We start from the raw sequence: 19,288 nt of genomic DNA, 5'->3' as shown, positions 1-19,288 counted from the left end.
TCTATTTTATGTATTTACTACATCATTCCCCAAAATCGGCAAAAATTTGCCGATTTTTATCATCTCCCATCAGCATAAGAAGTACGCTCTTGTATAGTATAGTTGTACGCAAAATATCATTTTCCACATAGAGAGGAGCGCCTAGATCGCGTCCCCAATACCTACATTAAAGCAATCGTTTTGTGCCACTACGATGATTATTGCCAAAAATAACAACAAACCGACCGCTTGTTTGTTACCAGCTATAACGGTAATTTGCTTGTACTGCAAACGGTTGGTCGAGGTGTTTACCCCTCGTGGTTGTTGCTTCTACACCAAAACGGTGGTTGCCTGCCGCTGCATTGATGCCAAGAACAGTTTCAACCCGCCCTCGTGTTGAGGCAACGTCAAAGACATATTGATTAACTCGTACTTGACTGTGGCGGTTTTTGGTCGTTATACCGTTGACTTCCGCATACGGCTGTAACGTCCAACCGTTTAAATCCAACATTTTGGTGACCCGAACACCCATTCTCGCATAAAATGCTGACAGACGATCTTCATTCTCTTTTGCCGAGAGGCTTGACCACGCTAACTGTAATTGCGGCGTAACCGTCCAACCTTGCCCCAATGTATGCACTTTGCCCACTTCGCTCGACAACGTATAGCCATTGTAACGACGTTTCGCTGTTGCCTGCCCCTGTGATGTTAAGCGTTCATATTTGGCAATCTGATCAAAATACAAACCGTTATTAAATTGGAACGTGCCGTATAAACCGAGCGTTTGGCTGTTGATTTTGCCGGAGCCGTAGTCGCCCTTAAAATCAATCTTCGAGCGAGCCGTACCGGCAAATGCCCCCAACCGCAACGTATCATTTAATGCAGTATCCGCTCCGACTTGTAGCGTGTGATAATCCTGCGTAAAGCCCGATGTACGGCTGTCCGGTACAACCTGCATTTCACCCAACTTATGACGACTGTTGAGATTTCTCACCCATACATTGCTCCGCTCGCCTTGTTTTAGCTCACCCAAGCGCTGATGAATACCGCTTAAACTCTGTTCCAAATGCAACACCTGTGCCTGACGAAGTGAGATACCCTCATTGGTTCTTGCCGACAATTCCTTTAAACCGCCCGTTACTTGCGGCACTTGAGGCGTTATTGACGGTGTATTCACCGACGGTGTCGCATTATTAGCTGATTCTGTCGGTTGATGCGTAACATTACTCGAACTTGACGTATTCTCTTTTGGTAAATTGCCCGTTGATATGTCTGATGTTGTTGGGAGTTCCGTTGGTTGAATCGCCAAATTCCCTACATTATCTTTTGATGAATTATCTGCTGATATGGCTGATGTTATTGGAGATTCTATTGGTTGATTCTCAAAATCCCCCAAATCAGCCACATCATTTTTTGGCGGATTCTCTACCGGCACGGTCAGCGTTTCACTCGGCTGATTGACGAGATGCTCTTTGTTGTTGGTATTTTCATTTGGCCGTGTCTCTGTCGAAACAGTCGGCTGGATATCCGCTTCCGGCTTAGACATATCCGTTTGCGCACTTTCTGCCTCATTCGGTTTAGTCAGTGTAACAACCCGCTCACCATTGCGGTTAGACAGCACCCAATCATTGTCCTCTTTATACAAACGGTAGCGGAATGCCCCTGCATCGATATATTCCCGATCTTTTAAGCGAAATTGTGCCGTCCCCGTTTGGGTTTCAACCAGTGTAACCTTGCCGTTTTCCGTTTGCGGTTCGTTACCGCTATCTGTAACAATCAAACCAAACTCACCGTTGTCCGAGCCTTTTACAACGATTTTATCGGATTTTTGATGAGCAAGATCGGTGTTAATCTCAAAATTTAACTGACCGGATAGGTTATCTAATGTCAAGATTGAAAACCCTTCACGAGGTTCAAATATCACCGTTCCATTACCGCTTAATTGCCCCAACCTTGGCGTTGCTTCCGCAATCACTAAATTTCCATTTTCACTTATCTGACTCTTGCCAGCTAAACGATGTTCGCCCGCTAACCGAACAAGCCCTTGATGAATAATAATACCCGCAAAGCGATTACGCCCCACCAAATCCAATATACCTGTATGGTTCATTATTAAGCGCCCCTCTCCTTGAATCGCTTTTGTCCAACGGTCATACTGACTAAAATTGCCTAAATCTAAGTGGTGTTCCGGTTCAGCAAGCGTGGCAAAATCTCCGTAAAAATAACTAGGTCCATCATAAGAGGCGGGCAAATTGATCAAGCCCCAGTTATTTTCTGCATTTGAGAAATCCCCCAAATTAGCCAAACTATGGCTTGGGTAGGCATCGGCTGCGAGAATTTGTCTTCGGGCATTATCATTCAAATATGGAAAACGCAGACGTAATAAAGCACCTGCGGTATCGGGTAAATTATCCGGTAAAACAACTTGAGCGGTGCGTTCAGGAAAGATTTGCCCATAATAGCCAATATTATGATCTTCAGCCTCATATTGGGTGGATAACGGAGCATCAAGCATATCTAAACAAGTGCGTAAAGCATCTTCTGTTTCCCGACAAACCGTATCAAATGGCTCACGCACACTTTTAGCAAATTGCACTAAATGGGAAACAATTTCATCATTGTTAAGTAATTGGGCTTTGTAAAAATACTGAGAAAAACGAGAGGCTATCGTGTCTGTTGGAAAATGAGCACCAAGCACTGTACGGCTTTCACCATATTGTAGCGCCCGTGAAAAAATCTCTTTACCTCGTTCAGGAAAAATCATTGAGGCTAAGACAGCTTCACCAAAACCGTTAGCAGTATGCCCGCTAGGATAAGATGATCCTTTTACGTTGACATAATTCGGTTTATATTCTCCCTTCTTATCTAACACCTGATAGGGTCTGCCACGCCGATATTTATCTTTCAAAATAAAATCGTAAGAACGAGAGCGTCCTTTATTCGGATCAAAAACATAACCGGCTCGCTTTACTAGATTGCGTAAATCATCACTCAATTCATAATAACGTTGGTTATCAATACTTGGGGCAAAATTCTGTAATGCGGCATTACGCATTAACATTGCAACGTGATCTTTATGTTGATTCGCATCTTCTTGAGCTAAAACTTTGCGAGCCTTGTCAGACTGTTGACGATTTAATGCCTCCCTACGATCTATCTCCGCTGCGACCGATCCCGGCTGAGGGTAAAGCGGCAAACTTCTATCTAATTGTTGAAACCAACTACCCGCTTGCTGTTCTATTAACTGATAGGTTTGGTTTAAATCTATTTCCGCTAACATATCAGGCGTAAATAGCGAGAATAGGCTAAGGCACACAGCAATTTTGCTTAATTGAAATGAAGGTTGAGCCATTGAACGTTCCTTATTAGAATGAATTTTGCGCATTCTAATAAGGAAATATGGATACTTTATGACAGGAACAAAGTGGAAATAATTTTAATATCAAAGGCTAGCGTCAACAGGCAACACACCTATTATTATCGCTTTAAAAGCAACACTTAACTCACCAATCCTATAATTTATGCGGCAATTTTTTCCAAGTTACTTCATTGCGCAAATAAACCGGTTCAATCTCAAGGGCGGATTGCCTCCGACCTTGTGCTGCCTGCGCCAATGCAAGCGGTAGAATATAACGTGCCGAAGGCAAAGTAATATCGCTGACTATTACCCCTAAATCCGCAGCGGCAAACGCAGGATATGCCGCCCAGCCTGTGCCGACAACGGTTGGATTACGTTCCTGTCGGAACTGTGCGATCGCTTTTTCAGGCGAGCAGACCTGCTCCGGTATAATGTCCTGCCAACCGTCTGCTGTTTTGGTTAATTGAGTAAAATAGACTTCGTTCATTCGGGCATCAATTAAAGCAACCACCTCCGTAGCACCGAGCGTTTGATAAGCCTGTTCCGCCATTATATGTAAGTTGGATAACGCCACCACTGGCAAATCCGCGCCCATTGCCAAGCCTTGTGCAATCCCTACGCCGACACGCACACCGGTAAAACTGCCCGGTCCACGTCCAAAGGCTAAGTAATCGACTTGACGAAGATCTATGCCGGCTTGTGTCAGTAATTCATCGACCATTGGCAAGATGCGCTGCGTATGGCTACGAGGGCTAAGTTCATCCATAAAAGTGTGCTGCCCCTGATGTAATAATGCCACCGAGCAGGCTTCTGTTGCGGTATCTAACGCAAGAATGGTTGTCATATTTTGCTTATCCGATCATATTTTTATATCTATAAGGGACGCCAATGCGTCCCTGCTCATCAACTGCAAGCGGTTTGTTTCTCACTGTTTTTTGCAAATCAGTGGCTTTTTTGACGGCGTTGCTCAACGGCTTCTGCCAGTTGGAACAGTGCCTTTTCACTATCTTCCCAACCGATACACGCATCGGTGATACTTTGCCCGTACACCAACGGTTCACCTGCGACTAGATCCTGCCGTCCTTCAACCAAATGGCTCTCGATCATTACGCCGGAAATAAAGTGCGAACCACCGGCAATTTGGGCACAGACGTCCGCACACACTTCCATTTGACGTTTGAACTGTTTTTGGCTGTTAGCGTGGCTGAAATCAACCATCACGTGCGGGCGGCGACCGGCTTTCTCAATATCGGCACACACTTTCGCCACAGATTGCGCATCATAATTCGTGCCATTATCCCCTCCCCGTAAAATAATATGGCAGTCAGGATTGCCGATAGTGGACACAATCGCAGAATGGCCAAACTTGGTAACAGACAGGAAATGGTGCGGTGATTCCGCCGAAGAAATCGCATCTAAGGCGATTTTCACTCCGCCGTTTGTGCCGTTTTTAAAGCCTACCGCACAGGATAAGCCGGAGGCTAGTTCTCTATGCACTTGCGATTCAGTCGTTCTTGCGCCGATTGCTCCCCAACTCATAAAATCCGCCACATATTGCGGTGTAATCATATCCAAAAATTCCCCTGCCGCCGGTACGGTCAGATCGTTAATATCCGATAACACCTTACGGGCAATGCGTAAACCGTCATTTAACGCAAAAGTTTCATTCAGATACGGGTCGTTAATCAAGCCTTTCCAACCGACTGTGGTGCGTGGCTTTTCAAAATAGACCCGCATTACGATTTCAAGATTTCGGGCAATATCCAGATTGGCGCGTAACGCTTTAATTCTTTGCGCATATTCAATCGCCGCGTTGGGATCGTGAATGGAACAAGGTCCGATCACCACCAATAAGCGATCATCTTTACCGTGAATAATATTGTGGACGGCGGTACGGGTTTTCTCTACCGTATCTGCGGCGACCGTACTTGCCGGACAACTTTCAATCAATGCCACCGGCGGTAATAATTCTTCGATGCTGTTAATCCGAATATCGTCATTTCTGTACATTTTGCTTCCTCATTATTATAAAAATATCCGTAGATAATGGGGATCGTTAAAATACAACGCCCCGCCAATTAAAGTAGAAGAATTGGCGGGCATTGTCAATCAATGATTAAAGGTGTTACACACATTCGGATTGCCCGATTGTAGCCCCTTTCTAAACCACGCCAAACGCTGTGCCGATGACCCGTGGGTGAAACTGTCCGGAATGACTCTGCCTTGACTTTGTTGCTGCAAACGGTCATCGCCGACCGCTTCGGCAGCTAAAAAGGCTTCTTCCACATCGCCCGCCTCGAGTTTACCTTCACGCTGAATTTGGTAGCCCCATACTCCCGCAAAACAATCTGCCTGTAATTCGACATTCACCGAAATTTGATTAGCGGCTTTTTGGCTGGCGGCATTGCGTTGCGCCCGCTGTGTTTGCTGGGTGATGCCCAATTTATTTTGGATATGATGCCCTACTTCGTGGGCAATCACATAGGCAAATGCAAAATCCCCTGCCGCACGCAATTTGTGTTTCATATCATCATAAAAGGCGAGATCGAGATAAATTTTCTCATCGGCAGGGCAGTAAAACGGTCCCATTACCGACTGCCCGGTGCCACACGCCGTTCCCGTTGCTCCACGGTACAACACTAAGGTCGGTGCTTGGTAGGTCATTCCGTTTTGCTTGAAATAGTCGCCCCAAATTCGCTCGGTCGTATAAAGCACTTTGCGGGAAAGCGTATTCAACTCTTGCTCTTCGGCACTGGCAATCCGTGGCTGTTGCTCGTACTGCCCTTCGCCAAAATTGACCATACCGGACAGATCCACCCCATAATATGCCCCGACCAATAAGATAATAAAGCCTAAAATGCCGCCTTTACGCCCACCAACCATCCTGCGACCGCCCGATTGCCCTCGGCGATCTTCCACATTGCGACTTTCTCTTTCATTTTCTAAACGCATATTGGTTTCCTTCTCTCATTGTTTTGTCAATTTTCAGCCCGAACCGACCGCTTGCACGGTCAACGGGCGAGAATTTCCCGTTTACCACGGTTATCCTGTGCAGACAAGATCCCCTCGGCTTCTAGCTGATCCACAATTCTGCCGGCACGGTTAAAACCGAGTTTAAAGCGGCGTTGAATACCGCTGATGGAGGTAATTTCCGTGTCTATCACAAATTGCACGATCTCATCAAACAGCGGATCGAGATCGCCACTATCCCGTTCATCACCATTGCCGTTGTCATTATCGTTTGAGGCAGTGATATTCTCAATATACGCCGGTTTGCCCCTCGCCCGCCAGTTATCCGCAATGCGATTGACCTCATCATCGGTCATAAACGCCCCGTGGACACGCACTAATTCCGGACTACCGTTCGGCGCATATAGCATATCGCCCCGTCCCAACAGCGACTCCGCCCCGCCCTTATCTAAAATTGTGCGGGAATCAATTTGGCTCGCCACCGTAAAGGCAATTCGGCTAGGGATATTGGCTTTGATCACCCCTGTAATCACATCAGTGGACGGACGCTGCGTGGCTAAAATTAAGTGAATGCCGACCGCCCGTGCTTTCTGGGCAATACGCATAATATAATCTTCAACCTGTTTACCGGCAGACATCATTAAATCGGCAAATTCATCGACCACCAACACAATATAGCTCATTTTTTCCAACGGCGGCGGCATTTGATCCATTGTATCGCCCGGTCGCCAAAGCGGATTTGGAATCGGAATGCCCATTTCTTCGTTCGCCTTTTTAATCAAGCTGTTATAGCCCTCAATATTCCGCACATTAATGCTACTCAACAACAAATAGCGACGTTCCATCTCCTCAACCGCCCAGCGTAGCGCATTTTCGGCTTTTTTCATATCCGTTACCACTGGGGTAAGCAGATGCGGAATATCGTTATACACCGACAGTTCGACCACTTTCGGATCGATCATTATAAAACGGACTTGATCCGGCGTGAGCTTGAACAATAGGCTCAGGATCATCGTATTCACCCCAACGGATTTACCACCGCCCGTTTGCCCTGCCACCAGCAAATGCGGCATTTTCGCCATATCGACTACGATCGGATTACCGCTAATATCTTTGCCCAATGCCATTGGTAAAATCGCCTCGGAACAGCGAAACGCTTCGCTCTCCAACACATCACGCAACCACACGGTTTCACGCTGTCGATTTGGCGCTTCAATGCCAATATAAGGCTTGCCCGGCACGGCTTCGGTAATCCGAATCGCTTTAAAAATCAACGAGCGGGCTAAATCACTGCCAAGGGCGGCAATTTTTGCCGCTTTCACTCCCGCTGCCGGCTGAATTTCATAACGGGTTACTACCGGCCCGACTAACACATCTTCCACAGTAGCTTTAATGCCGAAATTTGCCAGCTCTTGCTCAATTCTCGCCGAAGTTTCACGAATTTCCTGCTCGGTAATTTGTTGCGGAGCAGCCGGGCTTGGATTGAGTAAATCCAACGTCGGTAACGGGGTGGTCGGCTTCTCCACCGTTTTCTGTCGTTCCAACAACGGGTGAATTAAACTATTGCCATAGCCTTTCGGGTAACTCGCTTTCGGTTTTGCCTCGGTTTCAGAAAGCGTTTCCATCGGCTCAGGCGGTGCGTTTTGCCCCAAAGTTTGCAAAAAAGAGGGCTGCGACTCGGCTTTTTCGTGAGGCATACTCACACTCGGCAATGACAACGGTTCGTCTAATGCCGTTTCCATACTCGCCCTACTAAATTCGTTTTGTCCTTCTTCATTCACCGTTGGCGATACCGCCACACTGCTCGGATTTAGCCGAACCTGCGGCATTGTCGGCTCGGATAACGGTTCGATAGTATACTCGGTCTCAACAGAGATTGGCGAAGTGTGAACAGGCAGAGGTTCGGCATCTGACACGCTGACTTTCGGTAACGGCTGCGGATTTTCCACCTGAAACCTTGATACATCGGTCAGATTTTGCGGCATTTCACGGTGCATTACCGCTGTCGGCTCGGCAGGTTTTTCCGCGGTTTTTAAGCCGATAATCTTCGGACGAGTGATAAAGTTCGACACATAGGTTAAGCCTGTTTCCGCTGTCGGTGGGGCAATATCGGTATCAACATTTGGTATGACAAGCGGTGTGTGATCGTCATTTTTTTGCAACGCGGCTTCCGGTGGTGCAGGCTCGCTCGTTGCTTGATCTTTTACTTCCGTCAGCCAATGATAAAAACGATTGAACAAGCCCCATAATAATTGACCGGAGCAAAAATAAAAACCGACCGAAGCCAGTACCATTGCGATAAGCAAAATCCCAAACTGACCGAGCCAATCGCCAACGAGATCGGCTAACACGCCCCCCACAAACCCGCCGGATAAATAATAGGCAGAGTTGGCAAGCAGCACGTTTGCCAAGCCTGCTAAGCCGCACATCAACAATAAGAGGCTGACAAACCACAGGCACATTGCTTGCCACGTCAGTTGTTCGGCATACCGCATTATCAGGAGATAACCCGCGGTGAACGTTAAGGCAAAGGGAAAGATAAACGCCACTTTGCCGAACATTGACTGGAGCAAATCAATCAGCCACGCCCCCAAACTGCCGCTTTTATTCAGTACGTCTTGCGTTGCACTGCTCGCCACCGACCAGCCGTTATCCAATGAGCTATAACTCGCCCAAGCAACAATCAAATATAACCCCACTAAGCCCGTTAGCAAGAGGGCAAATTTAATGACATTTTGCTTCCCTTTTAAATGTGCGATCACTTCACTTCCTTACTTTAATAATAAATAGTTGGTTTGTTTGACCTCTTCCATTACCACATAAGTGCGGGTATCGTTTACGCCCGGTAAACGCAACAAGGTTGTGCCGAGTAATTTTCGGTACGCCGCCATATCTGCCACCCGTGTTTTGAGCAGGTAATCAAAATCGCCGGACACCAAATGGCACTCTTGAATTTCATCTAACTGCTGCACTTCACGGTTAAATTCTTCAAACACATCCGGTTTCCCCCGCACCAGCGTAATTTCGACAATCACTAATAACGGTGCTTCCAATAACTCGGGGTTGAGCAACGCTTTATAGCCCATAATCACGTTTTGCTTTTCAAGGCGTTTGACCCGTTCAAGACAGGGGGTCGGGGAAAGTCCGACCCGTTTCGACAATTCAATATTGGACATTTTGCCGTTGCGTTGCAATTCGTTTAGAATTTTTAAATCAATGGCATCAAGGGCTTTCGGCAGTTTTTTATGTTCCATTTTACGACCTTTTTAGCAAATTTCTCTAACAGGCTATTCTACCGAGATAAATTTGCAAGGTCTAAAACTATTTTCAAAAAAAGCAAAAATCCAACCGCTTGCACGATTGGATTTGAGAAAGAACCGCTAATTTAGCCCGCAACCTGTGGCAAAATGCCGTTTTGCATTAAGAAAGGGATAACCATAATGATGACGCCCATCACAAACGCTACAATAAGTGCGGCATTACCGCCGGCAACACGATAAGGCAAATTCGGGTGTAATTGGCGGGCTTTCCACGCTAAGCCGATCGGCAAGATTAAACCATAGAAGGCAAACAGTAAGCCTGCCCAGCCGAGCGCATAAATGAAGCCGTCCGGATAGAACATTGCAAATACAAGGGGCGGAATAAAGGTCAGCGGTGTCAGTACGCCACGGGTATTCGGCAGCTCAAAGCGTTTCAGCAAATCGCCCACGCCTTCAAAAATGCCCATCGCTACCCCTAAAAACGAGGTAATCAATGCCAATGCGGAAAAGATACGCACCATTTCGCCTAAAATCGTGCTGCCGGTAATATGCGAGGTCGCTTTCACCAAGCCGTTCAAGGTTGGATCTTGGCTTAACAGTGCTACAAATTCCGATTGTGTCAGCACACCGTGAGTAGCTAACTGCCACAAGACATAGGCGACCAACGGAATGAGCGTACCGACTAAAATCGCAAGGCGGATTTTCTTAATATCGGCATCTAGGTAGCTGTTAATACTACCCATAATGACGTGGAAGCCGTAAGAGGTGAAGAAAATCGGCACGGCGGAGATCACCAATAAATTATCAAGGGGTACGGCAGTTAAATTCTCCAATTCCGCTTTTGGAAGCATCATCAACAATACAAACACAAAAGCGACAATTTTGCCGATAAACAGCAGGCGGGTTAAACCATCAACACTTTTAATCCCAACCACGACAAACGTCCCTAAAATCAGGGTAAACAATAAAATACCGACTTTGAGAGTGGTTTGTTCGTCAATAATCTGCGGTAATAAGCCGGACAATAACGAACCGCCACCGGTGATATAGGCGGACAATAACGCATAGAGCAACACCAATAGGCTAAACGTTGCCAACACCCGCCCGACAATGCCGAAATACTGCTCCGCAAGTGATGCCACGCCCACATCTTGCTGCCGAGCGGTTTGATACACTTCCATAAACAGCAAGCCGGTATAAGTCAGCAATAGCCATAAACCGACCAAAAGCACCAATGTCATTCCAAAGCCCATTCCGGCTGAGGTGAGTGGCATTGCCAGCATACCGGCACCAATCGTCGTGCCGGCAATCATCAAGGCACTGCCCAAGATTTTATTTTTCATACGTCCTCCGATTAAAATCGGCAGCATTTTAGCAAAGCCAAAACAAAATGTAACGAAAAATTTTCACTGTAATAAAATTATTACATCTATGTCAGTTTATGCTGACAAAAAAGCGGCCGGTTCATTGCAGTTTTTTGCAAAAACCGACCGCTTGTACTAAGCGATTTGAACAATAGCGGTGTTTAGCCGACCACTTTTGGTAATAAACCTGCTTCCGTTAAGAATGGGACGATCACGATAAAGATACCGATTACCAATGCGATGATTAAAGCCGCCGAGCCACCTTTCACCCGATAGGCTAAATCAGGGAATTGTTGGCGCATTTTCCACACCATTGCAATCGGTAAGACGATCGCATAGAAAGCAAACATTTGCCCTGCATAGCCTAAGGCGGCAACAAACCCCTGCGGATAGAAAAGTGCAAAAGCAAGGGGCGGTAAAAAGGTTAAAAGACCTAATGAAGCCCGACCTGCGTTGATGTTCACCCGTTTAAGCAGATCTTCAAGGGCTTCAAACAAGCCTAATGCCACGCCTAAGAATGAGGTAATCAATGCCAATGCCGAGAAAATGCGCACCGTACCGCCGATAATCTCACTACCGGTTGCCGCACTCACGGCGGTGGCTAAGCCGTTTAGGGTCGGATCTTTATCTAAAATGGCTAAAAATTCCCCTTGGCTTAATACGCCGTGAGTAGCCAACTGCCATAGAATATAGGCAACCAACGGAATTGAGGTACCGATAAGAATGGAGATTCGCAATGCTTTTACGTTACCGTCCAAATATTTGTTCAAACTCGGAATTGAGCCGTGAAAGCCGAAAGAGGTGAAAAAAATCGGGCTGGCGGAAATGATCAATGCGTTATCAATCGGGATTTCCAATAAGTTCTCAAACGACACTTTCGGTAACAATAAGCAAAGCACAAGCAGAAATGCTAAGATTTTAGTCGTAAACAACAGGCGGTTTACTACATCAACACTGCTCGTACCGATAATAATAAATGCACCGAACACGAGGGTAAACAGCAATCCGGCAACGCGGGAGGTCGTTTCCGCATCGACAATAGTCGGCAGGAAAGCGGCAATAATCGAACTACCGCCGGACACATAGGCGGAAACTAACGCATACAAGAAAATAATCAGAACGGCGGTAGAAATCACCCGCCCGAACGTGCCGTAATATTTCTCCGCTAAAGTCCCGATACCGGCATCACTGTCAGCATTTTGATACAGTTCGACAAATAATAACGCACTGAAACATAATAATACCCAAAGGGCGATCAACAATACAATGGTCAAACCAAACCCAATCCCTGCGGAAGTGAGCGGCATCGCCAACATTCCCCCGCCAATTGTTGTACCGGCAACAATCAAAGCACTGCCTAACGTTTTATTCTTCATAAGCACCTCTAAACCAAAAAAATCAGCAGTATTCTAGCAAACAACAAAATGATATGTATAGTTATTTTTACAATGTAATTTTATAAATACAGCATTTTGCAAAAAACAGAAAAAACCGAGCGCTTGCTCGGTTCTTTAGCTTAATAGACGGCTATTTAAGATCTGCTTGGCTATCAGCCACGGAATCTTCCAATGGTGAAGGGCTTTCTTCGACCGCCTTTTCCGGCGTTCTATCCGCTGAAGACGGTAGCGGATTATCGTTATGATCCTGCCAACTTGCCGGCTCTCCAACCGGTTTACGTTCCATTAAGTTTTTAATTTGTGGCATATCAATGGTTTCATATTTCATCAACGCATCTTTCATTGCGTGCAGAATATCCATATTGTCCACTAGCACTTGTCTGGCGCGTTCATAGTTGCGATCAATAATTTTACGCACTTCCTCGTCAATCAGCTTCGCCGTTGCTTCCGACACCACTTTCGGTGCACCAAAGCCCTCTTCCTCTTTGTATAAAATCGGCCCGAGATGCTCGGAGAAACCCCATTCCGTAATCATACGGCGGGCAATATTAGATGCCACTTGAATATCGCTTGATGCACCGGTTGAGATATTTTCTTTGCCGTAAATTAACTCTTCCGCCAAGCGACCGCCGTAGGTGCTGGCAAGTTTGCCTTCCAGTTGTTTTTGGCTGATACTGATTTTATCCCCTTCCGGCAGAAAGAAAGTTACCCCTAACGCCCGTCCGCGCGGAATAATGGTAACTTTATGTACCGGGTCGTGCTCCGGCATTAAGTAACCGACAATGGCATGCCCTGCCTCGTGATAAGCGGTCGAAATTTTTTGCTCTTCGGTCATAATCATTGAGCGGCGTTCCGGCCCCATATTGATTTTGTCTTTCGCTTTTTCAAAATCGTTCATCGTTACGACACGTTGATTCGCTCGCGCGGAAAACAACGCCGCTTCATTCACTAAATTGGCTAACTCTGCACCCGAATACCCCGGTGTGCCACGGGCGATAATCATCGGATCAACATCCGGTGCAAGCGGGACTTTCTTCATATGGACTTGCAAAATCTGCTCACGCCCTTTAACGTCCGGCAAACCAACCATCACTTGACGGTCGAAACGTCCCGGACGGGTCAATGCGTTATCCAGCACATCGGAGCGGTTGGTTGCCGCAATCACAATCACGCCTTCCGAACCTTCAAAGCCGTCCATTTCCACGAGCATTTGGTTGAGGGTTTGTTCACGCTCATCGTGCCCGCCGCTAAAACCGGCACCGCCACGTTTACGCCCAACCGCATCAATTTCGTCAATAAAGATAATACAAGGCGCGTTTTTCTTGGCTTGTTCAAAAAGATCCCGCACACGAGACGCCCCGACCCCGACAAACATTTCGACAAAATCCGAACCTGCCATTGTAAAGAACGGCACTTTTGCTTCACCGGCGATCGCTTTTGCCAGTAAGGTTTTACCCGTTCCCGGCGGGCCGACCATTAAGATGCCTTTAGGAATACGTCCGCCTAATTTCTGGAATTTGCTCGGATCACGCAGGAAGTCCACCACTTCCGCTACTTCCTCTTTAGCTTCATCACAACCTGCGACATCAGCAAAGGTGGTCTTAATTTGATCCGGTGCCAACATTTTCGCCTTGCTTTTGCCAAAGCTCATTGCTCGACCGCCGCCCCCTTGCATTTGGCGTGTCCAAAATACCCAAAAACCGATTAGCACAATAAGCGGAAACCAAGAAATTAAAATTTGTGAGAGAAAACTGCGACTTTCTGCCGGTTCGCCGGTAATCACCGCATTGGTGTTGGCGAGATCATCCATTAAAGAGCGATCATATATCGGCATCACAGTTTGGTATTTTGTACCGTCTGTCCGTGTTACCGCAATCACATCATCACTGCGTTTAAAATCCACCGTTTTAAGCCGATCGTTTTTAATATCGCTTAAAAACGTGGAATACGCCGTATTTTCCGAGCTGTTAAATCCCGTGTTAAAGCCTTGAAATGCAGTCATCAACGTGATGCCAATCACTGCCCAAAGCAAAATATTTTTAAACATATCGTTCAAGGCTTTACCTCTTATTTTTACTGAAAAATTCTGTTCAAATTACCACAAATTCGCCACGCTGACTAGGCTATCCTTTATAGCCCGTCGCCACAATATACACTTCTCGAGAGCGATCCCGTGAGGCTTCCGGTTTACGCACCTTAACGGTACTAAATAGTGCGCGTATTTCACGCAGATAGTCGTCAAACCCTTCGCCTTGGAACACTTTGACCACAAAGCTGCCTTTGGGTGCTAACACTTGGCGACACATATCCAAGGCTAACTCAACCAAATACATTGCCCTTGGAATATCGACTGACGGCATTCCGCTAAAATTCGGTGCCATATCAGACATCACTACATCCACCTTTGCTTCACCGACCCGCTCTAATAGCGCATTTAATACGCTCTCTTCACGAAAATCGCCTTGTAAAAAATCAACCCCGACAATCGGGTTCATATCTAAAATATCACAGGCAATCACCCGCCCTTTGCTGCCGATTTGGGTTACCACATATTGCGACCAACCGCCCGGCGCTGCCCCTAAATCAACCACGGTCATTCCCGCTTTAAATAGACGATCAGTCTGCTGAATTTCGTCCAATTTAAAATACGCACGAGAGCGCAATTTTTGCTTATGCGCCTTCTGTACAAACTGATCTTTAAAATGTTCCGCAAGCCAACGAGAGGAACTTGCACTGCGTTTTCTACCCATTTTGTCTATTAACACCTCATTTTAGGGCAGATATAATAAGGCTGAAATCCCTAATTTCAAGGGAAATATGTGATTTTCCGGCTAAACTTGCCGAGAAATTTGCAAAAAATACCGCTGATCCGACCGCTTGTATTTCCCGAAAAATCAAAAATTCGCTATAATTCGCCCGTTTCGGCTCATAGAGCCACAGTAATGAATGAAAAAAGAGGAACATTTTATGGGCTTTTTAGCTGGAAAACGTATTTTAATTACCGGTTTGGCAAGCAACCGCTCGATCGCTTACGGCATTGCCAGCGCAATGAAGCGTGAAGGGGCTGAACTAGCATTTACCTATTTAAACGATAAATTAAAAGGGCGTGTTGAAGAATTTGCCAAAGAATTTGGCTCGGAAATTGTCTTACCAATGGACGTTGCCACAGACGAGAGCATCACGGAATGCTTCGCCGCCCTTGGCAAACATTGGGAAAAATTTGACGGTTTCGTGCATTCCATCGGCTTTGCCCCGGCAGATCAACTAGACGGCGATTATGTCAATGCCGCAACCCGTGAGGGCTTCCGCATCGCCCACGACATCAGTGCCTACAGCTTTGTGGCAATGGCACAAGCTGCCCGCCCAATGCTCAATCCAAACTCGGCATTGCTCACCCTTTCATACCTTGGCGCAGAACGGGCAATTCCAAACTACAACGTAATGTGTTTGGCAAAAGCCTCCCTTGAAGCCAGCACTCGTGTAATGGCAGCGGATTTAGGCAAAGAAGGCATTCGGGTAAACGCTATTTCAGCCGGCCCAATCCGCACTCTTGCAGCCTCCGGCATTAAAGATTTCAAAAAAATGTTGGCGACCTTTGAAAAAACAGCACCGCTACGTCGCACCGTTACGATTGAAGATGTGGGTAACTCCGCCGCTTTCTTGTGTTCCGATTTAGCCGGCGGGATCACCGGCGAAGTGGTGCACGTGGACGCCGGTTTCAGCATTGTCGCAATGGGCGATTTAGGCGCAGAATAATTTACAATACACAGACAAGCGGTCGATTGTTGTCAATTTTTTGCCAAATCTCACCGCTTGTTTCTCATTTTTTATACTTTTAATTTAAACCTATGTTTCAAAATAACCCGCTTTTAGCCCAACTCAAACAACAGATTGAAGCCAGTAAAGAATATGTGGAAGGCACGGTAAAAGCCTCCGATAAAAGCTACGGCTTTTTAGAATGTGAAAAGAACACCTATTTCATTCCACCGCCGGAAATGAAAAAAATTATGCACGGCGACAAGGTGCGAGCCGTCGTTAAACGGGACGGCGACAAAGAACAAGTGGAGATTGACTCATTGCTTGAGCCGATGTTGAACCGCTTTATCGCCCAAGTCAAATTCAACAAAGACGGCAAATTGCAATTAGCGGTCGATCACCCAAGCATTAAGTCATTTATTCCCGCCAATACGCACAAAAAAATCACGCAAAAACTGACGGAAAACGACTGGGTGGTGGCACAATTAAAAACGCACCCATTGCGTGATGATCGCTTTTTCTTTGCGCAAGTTGCCCAATTTATCTGCTCCGGCACGGATAATTTTGCGCCGTGGTGGGTAACTTTAGCACGCCACGAGCAGCCACGAGAGCCGGTTAAAAGCGAACCAAGCTATCAACTTCACGATGAATTACCACGGGAAGATTTAACCTCGCTCTACTTCACCACCATCGACTCGCCAAGCACACAGGATATGGACGATGCCCTTTATATTGAGCCGATAATAGCGGGCGAAGTACAAAGCGGCTGGCGTTTAGTGGTCGCGATTGCCGATCCGACCGCCTATATTCCGCTCAATTCCGAGATTGAAAAAGCTGCCCGCCAACGCTGCTTTACCAACTATCTGCCGGGCTTTAACATTCCGATGTTACCTCGTGAGCTGTCAGACGAACTTTGCTCGCTTGTACCGAACAAAAAACGTCCGGCATTGGTCTCCTATATTGAAACGGATCTTGCCGGTAACGTTACGGGCGACACGAGTTTCGTTTCAGCGTGGATTGAATCCAAAGCCAAATTAGCTTACAACGATGTGTCTGATTTTATTGAAAAAACCGAGCAGCATTGGACACCGGATCAGCCTGAAACACAGCAACAGATCGAATGGCTACATCAATTCACCTTAGCGCGCATTGAATGGCGACGTCAAAATGCCTTGCTCTTCAAAGAACAGGGCGACTACGCTTTCGAGCTGAACGAAGACGGATCGGTGAAAGATATTCAGGTGGAATACCGCCGTATCGCTAACCAAATGATCGAAGAATCAATGATTATCGCCAATATGTGTGCGGCACAATTTTTAGATCAGCACGCTCACACCGGCGTATTCAATACCCATTCCGGCTTCGATCAAAAAAATCTCGAACCGGCAAGAAAATTCCTGCTCGACACCCTCGCCAATGAGCAGAACCAAGCCGAACTAGCCGCACGCTACTCAGTCGAGCGGTTAAGCACATTAGCAGGCTACTGCGAAATGCGCCGAGATATTGAGGATTTTCCGGAAAATTTCTTAGAAATGCGCCTCCGCCGCTATCTGACATTTGCCGAATTTAAATCGCACTGCGCACCACACTTGGGATTGGGGATCGCCCACTATGCCACTTGGACATCGCCAATCCGCAAATACGGCGATATGGTTAATCACCGCCTCATCAAACAGGTGCTACTCGGACAATTACCAACGCCGGTGAATGAGGATATCCTCACCCGCCTGCAAGAAGCCCGCAAGCAAAATCGCTTGGTTGAACGGGATATTGCCGACTGGCTCTACGCCCGTTACCTCGCCCCAATGGTCGAGCAAAACACGGTATTTGAGGGAGAAATTCACGATGTTTCCCGTGGCGGATTGCGTGTAAAAGTGCTGAAAAACGGTGCTTCACTGTTCGTTCCGTTCTCAACGCTTCACCCGAATAAAGAGGAAATCCAGTTCAACCCCGAAGCGCTTGCCCTTTACATTAAAGGCGAAAAAGCCTACCAAATCGGGCAAACGGTTAATATAAAACTCAAAGAGGTGCGGATTGAGACCCGCTCTATCGTGGGTGAATTGGTGATTTAACGGCACAAGCGGTAACTTCTCTCCCAAACTTTGCAAGGATACAAAATGGCAACTTACATTATCGGCGATCTACACGGCTGTTTTGATGAATTTCAACGTGTGTTAAAGCAGGCGGATTTTGATCCTAACCAAGACGAACTCTGGCTGACAGGCGATTTAGTCGCCCGTGGCGAGCAGTCTTTGGAATGTTTGCGTTTTGTGAAACAACTCGGCGAGCGCGCAACGGTCGTGCTCGGTAATCACGATCTGCATTTACTCGCTACTTTGCAAGGTATCAAGCCTGTTAAAGCAAAAGATAATGTGGAAGCGATATTTAATGCTGAAGATCGGCTCGAATTGCAAACTTGGCTGAGAAACCGACCGCTTGTTGCTCAACACCCAAAACATCGATTTATTATGGCGCACGCGGGGATTAGTCCGCAGTGGGATCTTACCACCACCCTAGCCTGTGCAAGAGAGGTGGAAAGCGTCTTGCAAAGCGACCATTTTGCCCAATTGCTCGCCCAAATGTATTGTAATGAACCGACTCGGTGGTCGCCCGATTTACAAGGCATCGATCGGCTACGTTACATTATTAACGTCTTCACCCGAATGCGGTTTTGCTATGCCGATAATCGATTAGACTTCGACTGCAAACTCCCTGTAGAACAAGCCCCCGAAGCACTAAAACCTTGGTTTGAGCTACCTAACCCGCTCTACCAAGAACAGACTATTTTCTTCGGACACTGGGCAAGTCTTATCGGCTACCCCACACCTGCCAATATCTACGCACTGGATACCGGCTGCGTGTGGGGCAATCACCTCACCCTATTGCGGTGGGAAGATAAACACATTTTCACCCAACCACGCATTTATTCACCAAAATGATTTAAAAACAATCACTTGAATAAAAGGCACTTGCATTCCCCCATCTTTCTGATAGAATAGCCCGCGTTTTCAAGCACAATGCGACCGTAGCTCAGTTGGTTAGAGCACCACCTTGACATGGTGGGGGTCACTGGTTCGAGTCCAGCCGGTCGCACCATTCTACTTATCACGACCTTTCGTAACTTCTCTTTAAACTCTTATAAATCAAGCACCTAAGCCTAATTTAGTCCTTTTTACCTATCGTTATTTATCGCTTTTTTTCGTT

General features: G+C 46.7%; 13 protein-coding genes and 1 tRNA gene. 4 read left to right on the top strand and 10 right to left on the bottom strand.

Annotated features, from left to right (window positions below; all coding sequences use genetic code 11):
- Nucleotides 1-235: 235 nt before the first annotated feature.
- The 10 genes from E4T80_RS05205 to rlmE all read right to left on the bottom strand — a co-directional run bounded on the left by E4T80_RS05205 (nt 236) and on the right by rlmE (nt 15,078).
- Entirely contained in the window at nt 236-3,331 is a 3,096-nt protein-coding gene (locus E4T80_RS05205; protein WP_167740695.1) for an autotransporter outer membrane beta-barrel domain-containing protein, read from the bottom strand.
- A 160-nt stretch (nt 3,332-3,491) separates the two neighbouring features.
- Nucleotides 3,492-4,181 carry a tRNA (adenosine(37)-N6)-threonylcarbamoyltransferase complex dimerization subunit type 1 TsaB gene (gene tsaB, locus E4T80_RS05200; RefSeq protein WP_135055732.1) on the bottom strand — a complete coding sequence of 230 codons (690 nt, stop codon included), beginning with the start codon at nt 4,179-4,181 and terminating at the stop codon, nt 3,492-3,494.
- A gap of 98 nt (nt 4,182-4,279) precedes the next feature.
- Nucleotides 4,280-5,347 carry a 3-deoxy-7-phosphoheptulonate synthase AroG gene (gene aroG / locus E4T80_RS05195; protein ID WP_135055729.1) on the bottom strand — a complete coding sequence of 356 codons (1,068 nt, stop codon included), beginning with the start codon at nt 5,345-5,347 and terminating at the stop codon, nt 4,280-4,282.
- A 99-nt stretch (nt 5,348-5,446) separates the two neighbouring features.
- A complete protein-coding gene (ypfJ, locus tag E4T80_RS05190) occupies nt 5,447-6,289 on the bottom strand; it encodes a KPN_02809 family neutral zinc metallopeptidase (protein ID WP_135055726.1) in 843 nt (280 codons plus the stop codon).
- 59 nt (nt 6,290-6,348) lie between these two features.
- Nucleotides 6,349-9,069 (bottom strand): DNA translocase FtsK, encoded by a 2,721-nt coding sequence (locus tag E4T80_RS05185; RefSeq protein WP_135055723.1) that lies wholly within the window; start codon nt 9,067-9,069, stop codon nt 6,349-6,351.
- Nucleotides 9,070-9,078: 9 nt separating this feature from the next.
- Nucleotides 9,079-9,561: a leucine-responsive transcriptional regulator Lrp gene (lrp, locus tag E4T80_RS05180; RefSeq protein WP_047976425.1), complete on the bottom strand. Its 483-nt coding sequence runs from the start codon at nt 9,559-9,561 to the stop codon at nt 9,079-9,081.
- 131 nt (nt 9,562-9,692) lie between these two features.
- Nucleotides 9,693-10,910 (bottom strand): aromatic amino acid transport family protein, encoded by a 1,218-nt coding sequence (locus tag E4T80_RS05175; protein WP_135055721.1) that lies wholly within the window; start codon nt 10,908-10,910, stop codon nt 9,693-9,695.
- Between the two features lie 182 nt (nt 10,911-11,092).
- Complete coding sequence (locus tag E4T80_RS05170) at nt 11,093-12,307, bottom strand: aromatic amino acid transport family protein (RefSeq protein WP_135055718.1); 1,215 nt, start codon at nt 12,305-12,307, stop codon at nt 11,093-11,095.
- A 151-nt stretch (nt 12,308-12,458) separates the two neighbouring features.
- A complete protein-coding gene (gene ftsH, locus E4T80_RS05165) occupies nt 12,459-14,375 on the bottom strand; it encodes an ATP-dependent zinc metalloprotease FtsH (RefSeq protein ID WP_135055715.1) in 1,917 nt (638 codons plus the stop codon).
- 76 nt (nt 14,376-14,451) lie between these two features.
- Nucleotides 14,452-15,078: a 23S rRNA (uridine(2552)-2'-O)-methyltransferase RlmE gene (gene rlmE, locus E4T80_RS05160; protein WP_135055712.1), complete on the bottom strand. Its 627-nt coding sequence runs from the start codon at nt 15,076-15,078 to the stop codon at nt 14,452-14,454.
- 217 nt (nt 15,079-15,295) lie between these two features.
- On the opposite strand from rlmE, the gene fabI reads away from it, so the two are divergent.
- The 4 genes from fabI (at nt 15,296) to E4T80_RS05140 (ending at nt 19,180) form a co-directional block, all read left to right on the top strand.
- Entirely contained in the window at nt 15,296-16,084 is a 789-nt protein-coding gene (fabI, locus tag E4T80_RS05155; protein WP_135055827.1) for an enoyl-ACP reductase FabI, read from the top strand.
- Between the two features lie 92 nt (nt 16,085-16,176).
- Nucleotides 16,177-18,156: an exoribonuclease II gene (locus E4T80_RS05150; protein WP_135055709.1), complete on the top strand. Its 1,980-nt coding sequence runs from the start codon at nt 16,177-16,179 to the stop codon at nt 18,154-18,156.
- Between the two features lie 45 nt (nt 18,157-18,201).
- Nucleotides 18,202-19,023 carry a bis(5'-nucleosyl)-tetraphosphatase (symmetrical) ApaH gene (gene apaH / locus E4T80_RS05145; RefSeq protein WP_135055706.1) on the top strand — a complete coding sequence of 274 codons (822 nt, stop codon included), beginning with the start codon at nt 18,202-18,204 and terminating at the stop codon, nt 19,021-19,023.
- A gap of 80 nt (nt 19,024-19,103) precedes the next feature.
- Nucleotides 19,104-19,180 (top strand) — tRNA-Val (locus E4T80_RS05140).
- Nucleotides 19,181-19,288 lie beyond the last annotated feature (108 nt).

Source organism: Muribacter muris (genome assembly GCF_004569585.1).
GTDB classification, from domain to species: domain Bacteria; phylum Pseudomonadota; class Gammaproteobacteria; order Enterobacterales; family Pasteurellaceae; genus Muribacter; species Muribacter muris.
Note: the sequence above shows the minus strand (reverse complement) of the source record. Positions and strands in the feature narration are given on the sequence as shown.

Coding starts and splice junctions, on each gene's coding strand:
- E4T80_RS05205 (WP_167740695.1), bottom strand. CDS start 3,331: ATGGCTCAACCTTCATTTCAATTAAGCAAAATTGCTGTGTGCCTTAGC.
- tsaB (WP_135055732.1), bottom strand. CDS start 4,181: ATGACAACCATTCTTGCGTTAGATACCGCAACAGAAGCCTGCTCGGTG.
- aroG (WP_135055729.1), bottom strand. CDS start 5,347: ATGTACAGAAATGACGATATTCGGATTAACAGCATCGAAGAATTATTA.
- ypfJ (WP_135055726.1), bottom strand. CDS start 6,289: ATGCGTTTAGAAAATGAAAGAGAAAGTCGCAATGTGGAAGATCGCCGA.
- lrp (WP_047976425.1), bottom strand. CDS start 9,561: ATGGAACATAAAAAACTGCCGAAAGCCCTTGATGCCATTGATTTAAAA.
- E4T80_RS05175 (WP_135055721.1), bottom strand. CDS start 10,910: ATGAAAAATAAAATCTTGGGCAGTGCCTTGATGATTGCCGGCACGACG.
- E4T80_RS05170 (WP_135055718.1), bottom strand. CDS start 12,307: ATGAAGAATAAAACGTTAGGCAGTGCTTTGATTGTTGCCGGTACAACA.
- ftsH (WP_135055715.1), bottom strand. CDS start 14,375: ATGTTTAAAAATATTTTGCTTTGGGCAGTGATTGGCATCACGTTGATG.
- rlmE (WP_135055712.1), bottom strand. CDS start 15,078: ATGGGTAGAAAACGCAGTGCAAGTTCCTCTCGTTGGCTTGCGGAACAT.
- fabI (WP_135055827.1), top strand. CDS start 15,296: ATGGGCTTTTTAGCTGGAAAACGTATTTTAATTACCGGTTTGGCAAGC.
- E4T80_RS05150 (WP_135055709.1), top strand. CDS start 16,177: ATGTTTCAAAATAACCCGCTTTTAGCCCAACTCAAACAACAGATTGAA.
- apaH (WP_135055706.1), top strand. CDS start 18,202: ATGGCAACTTACATTATCGGCGATCTACACGGCTGTTTTGATGAATTT.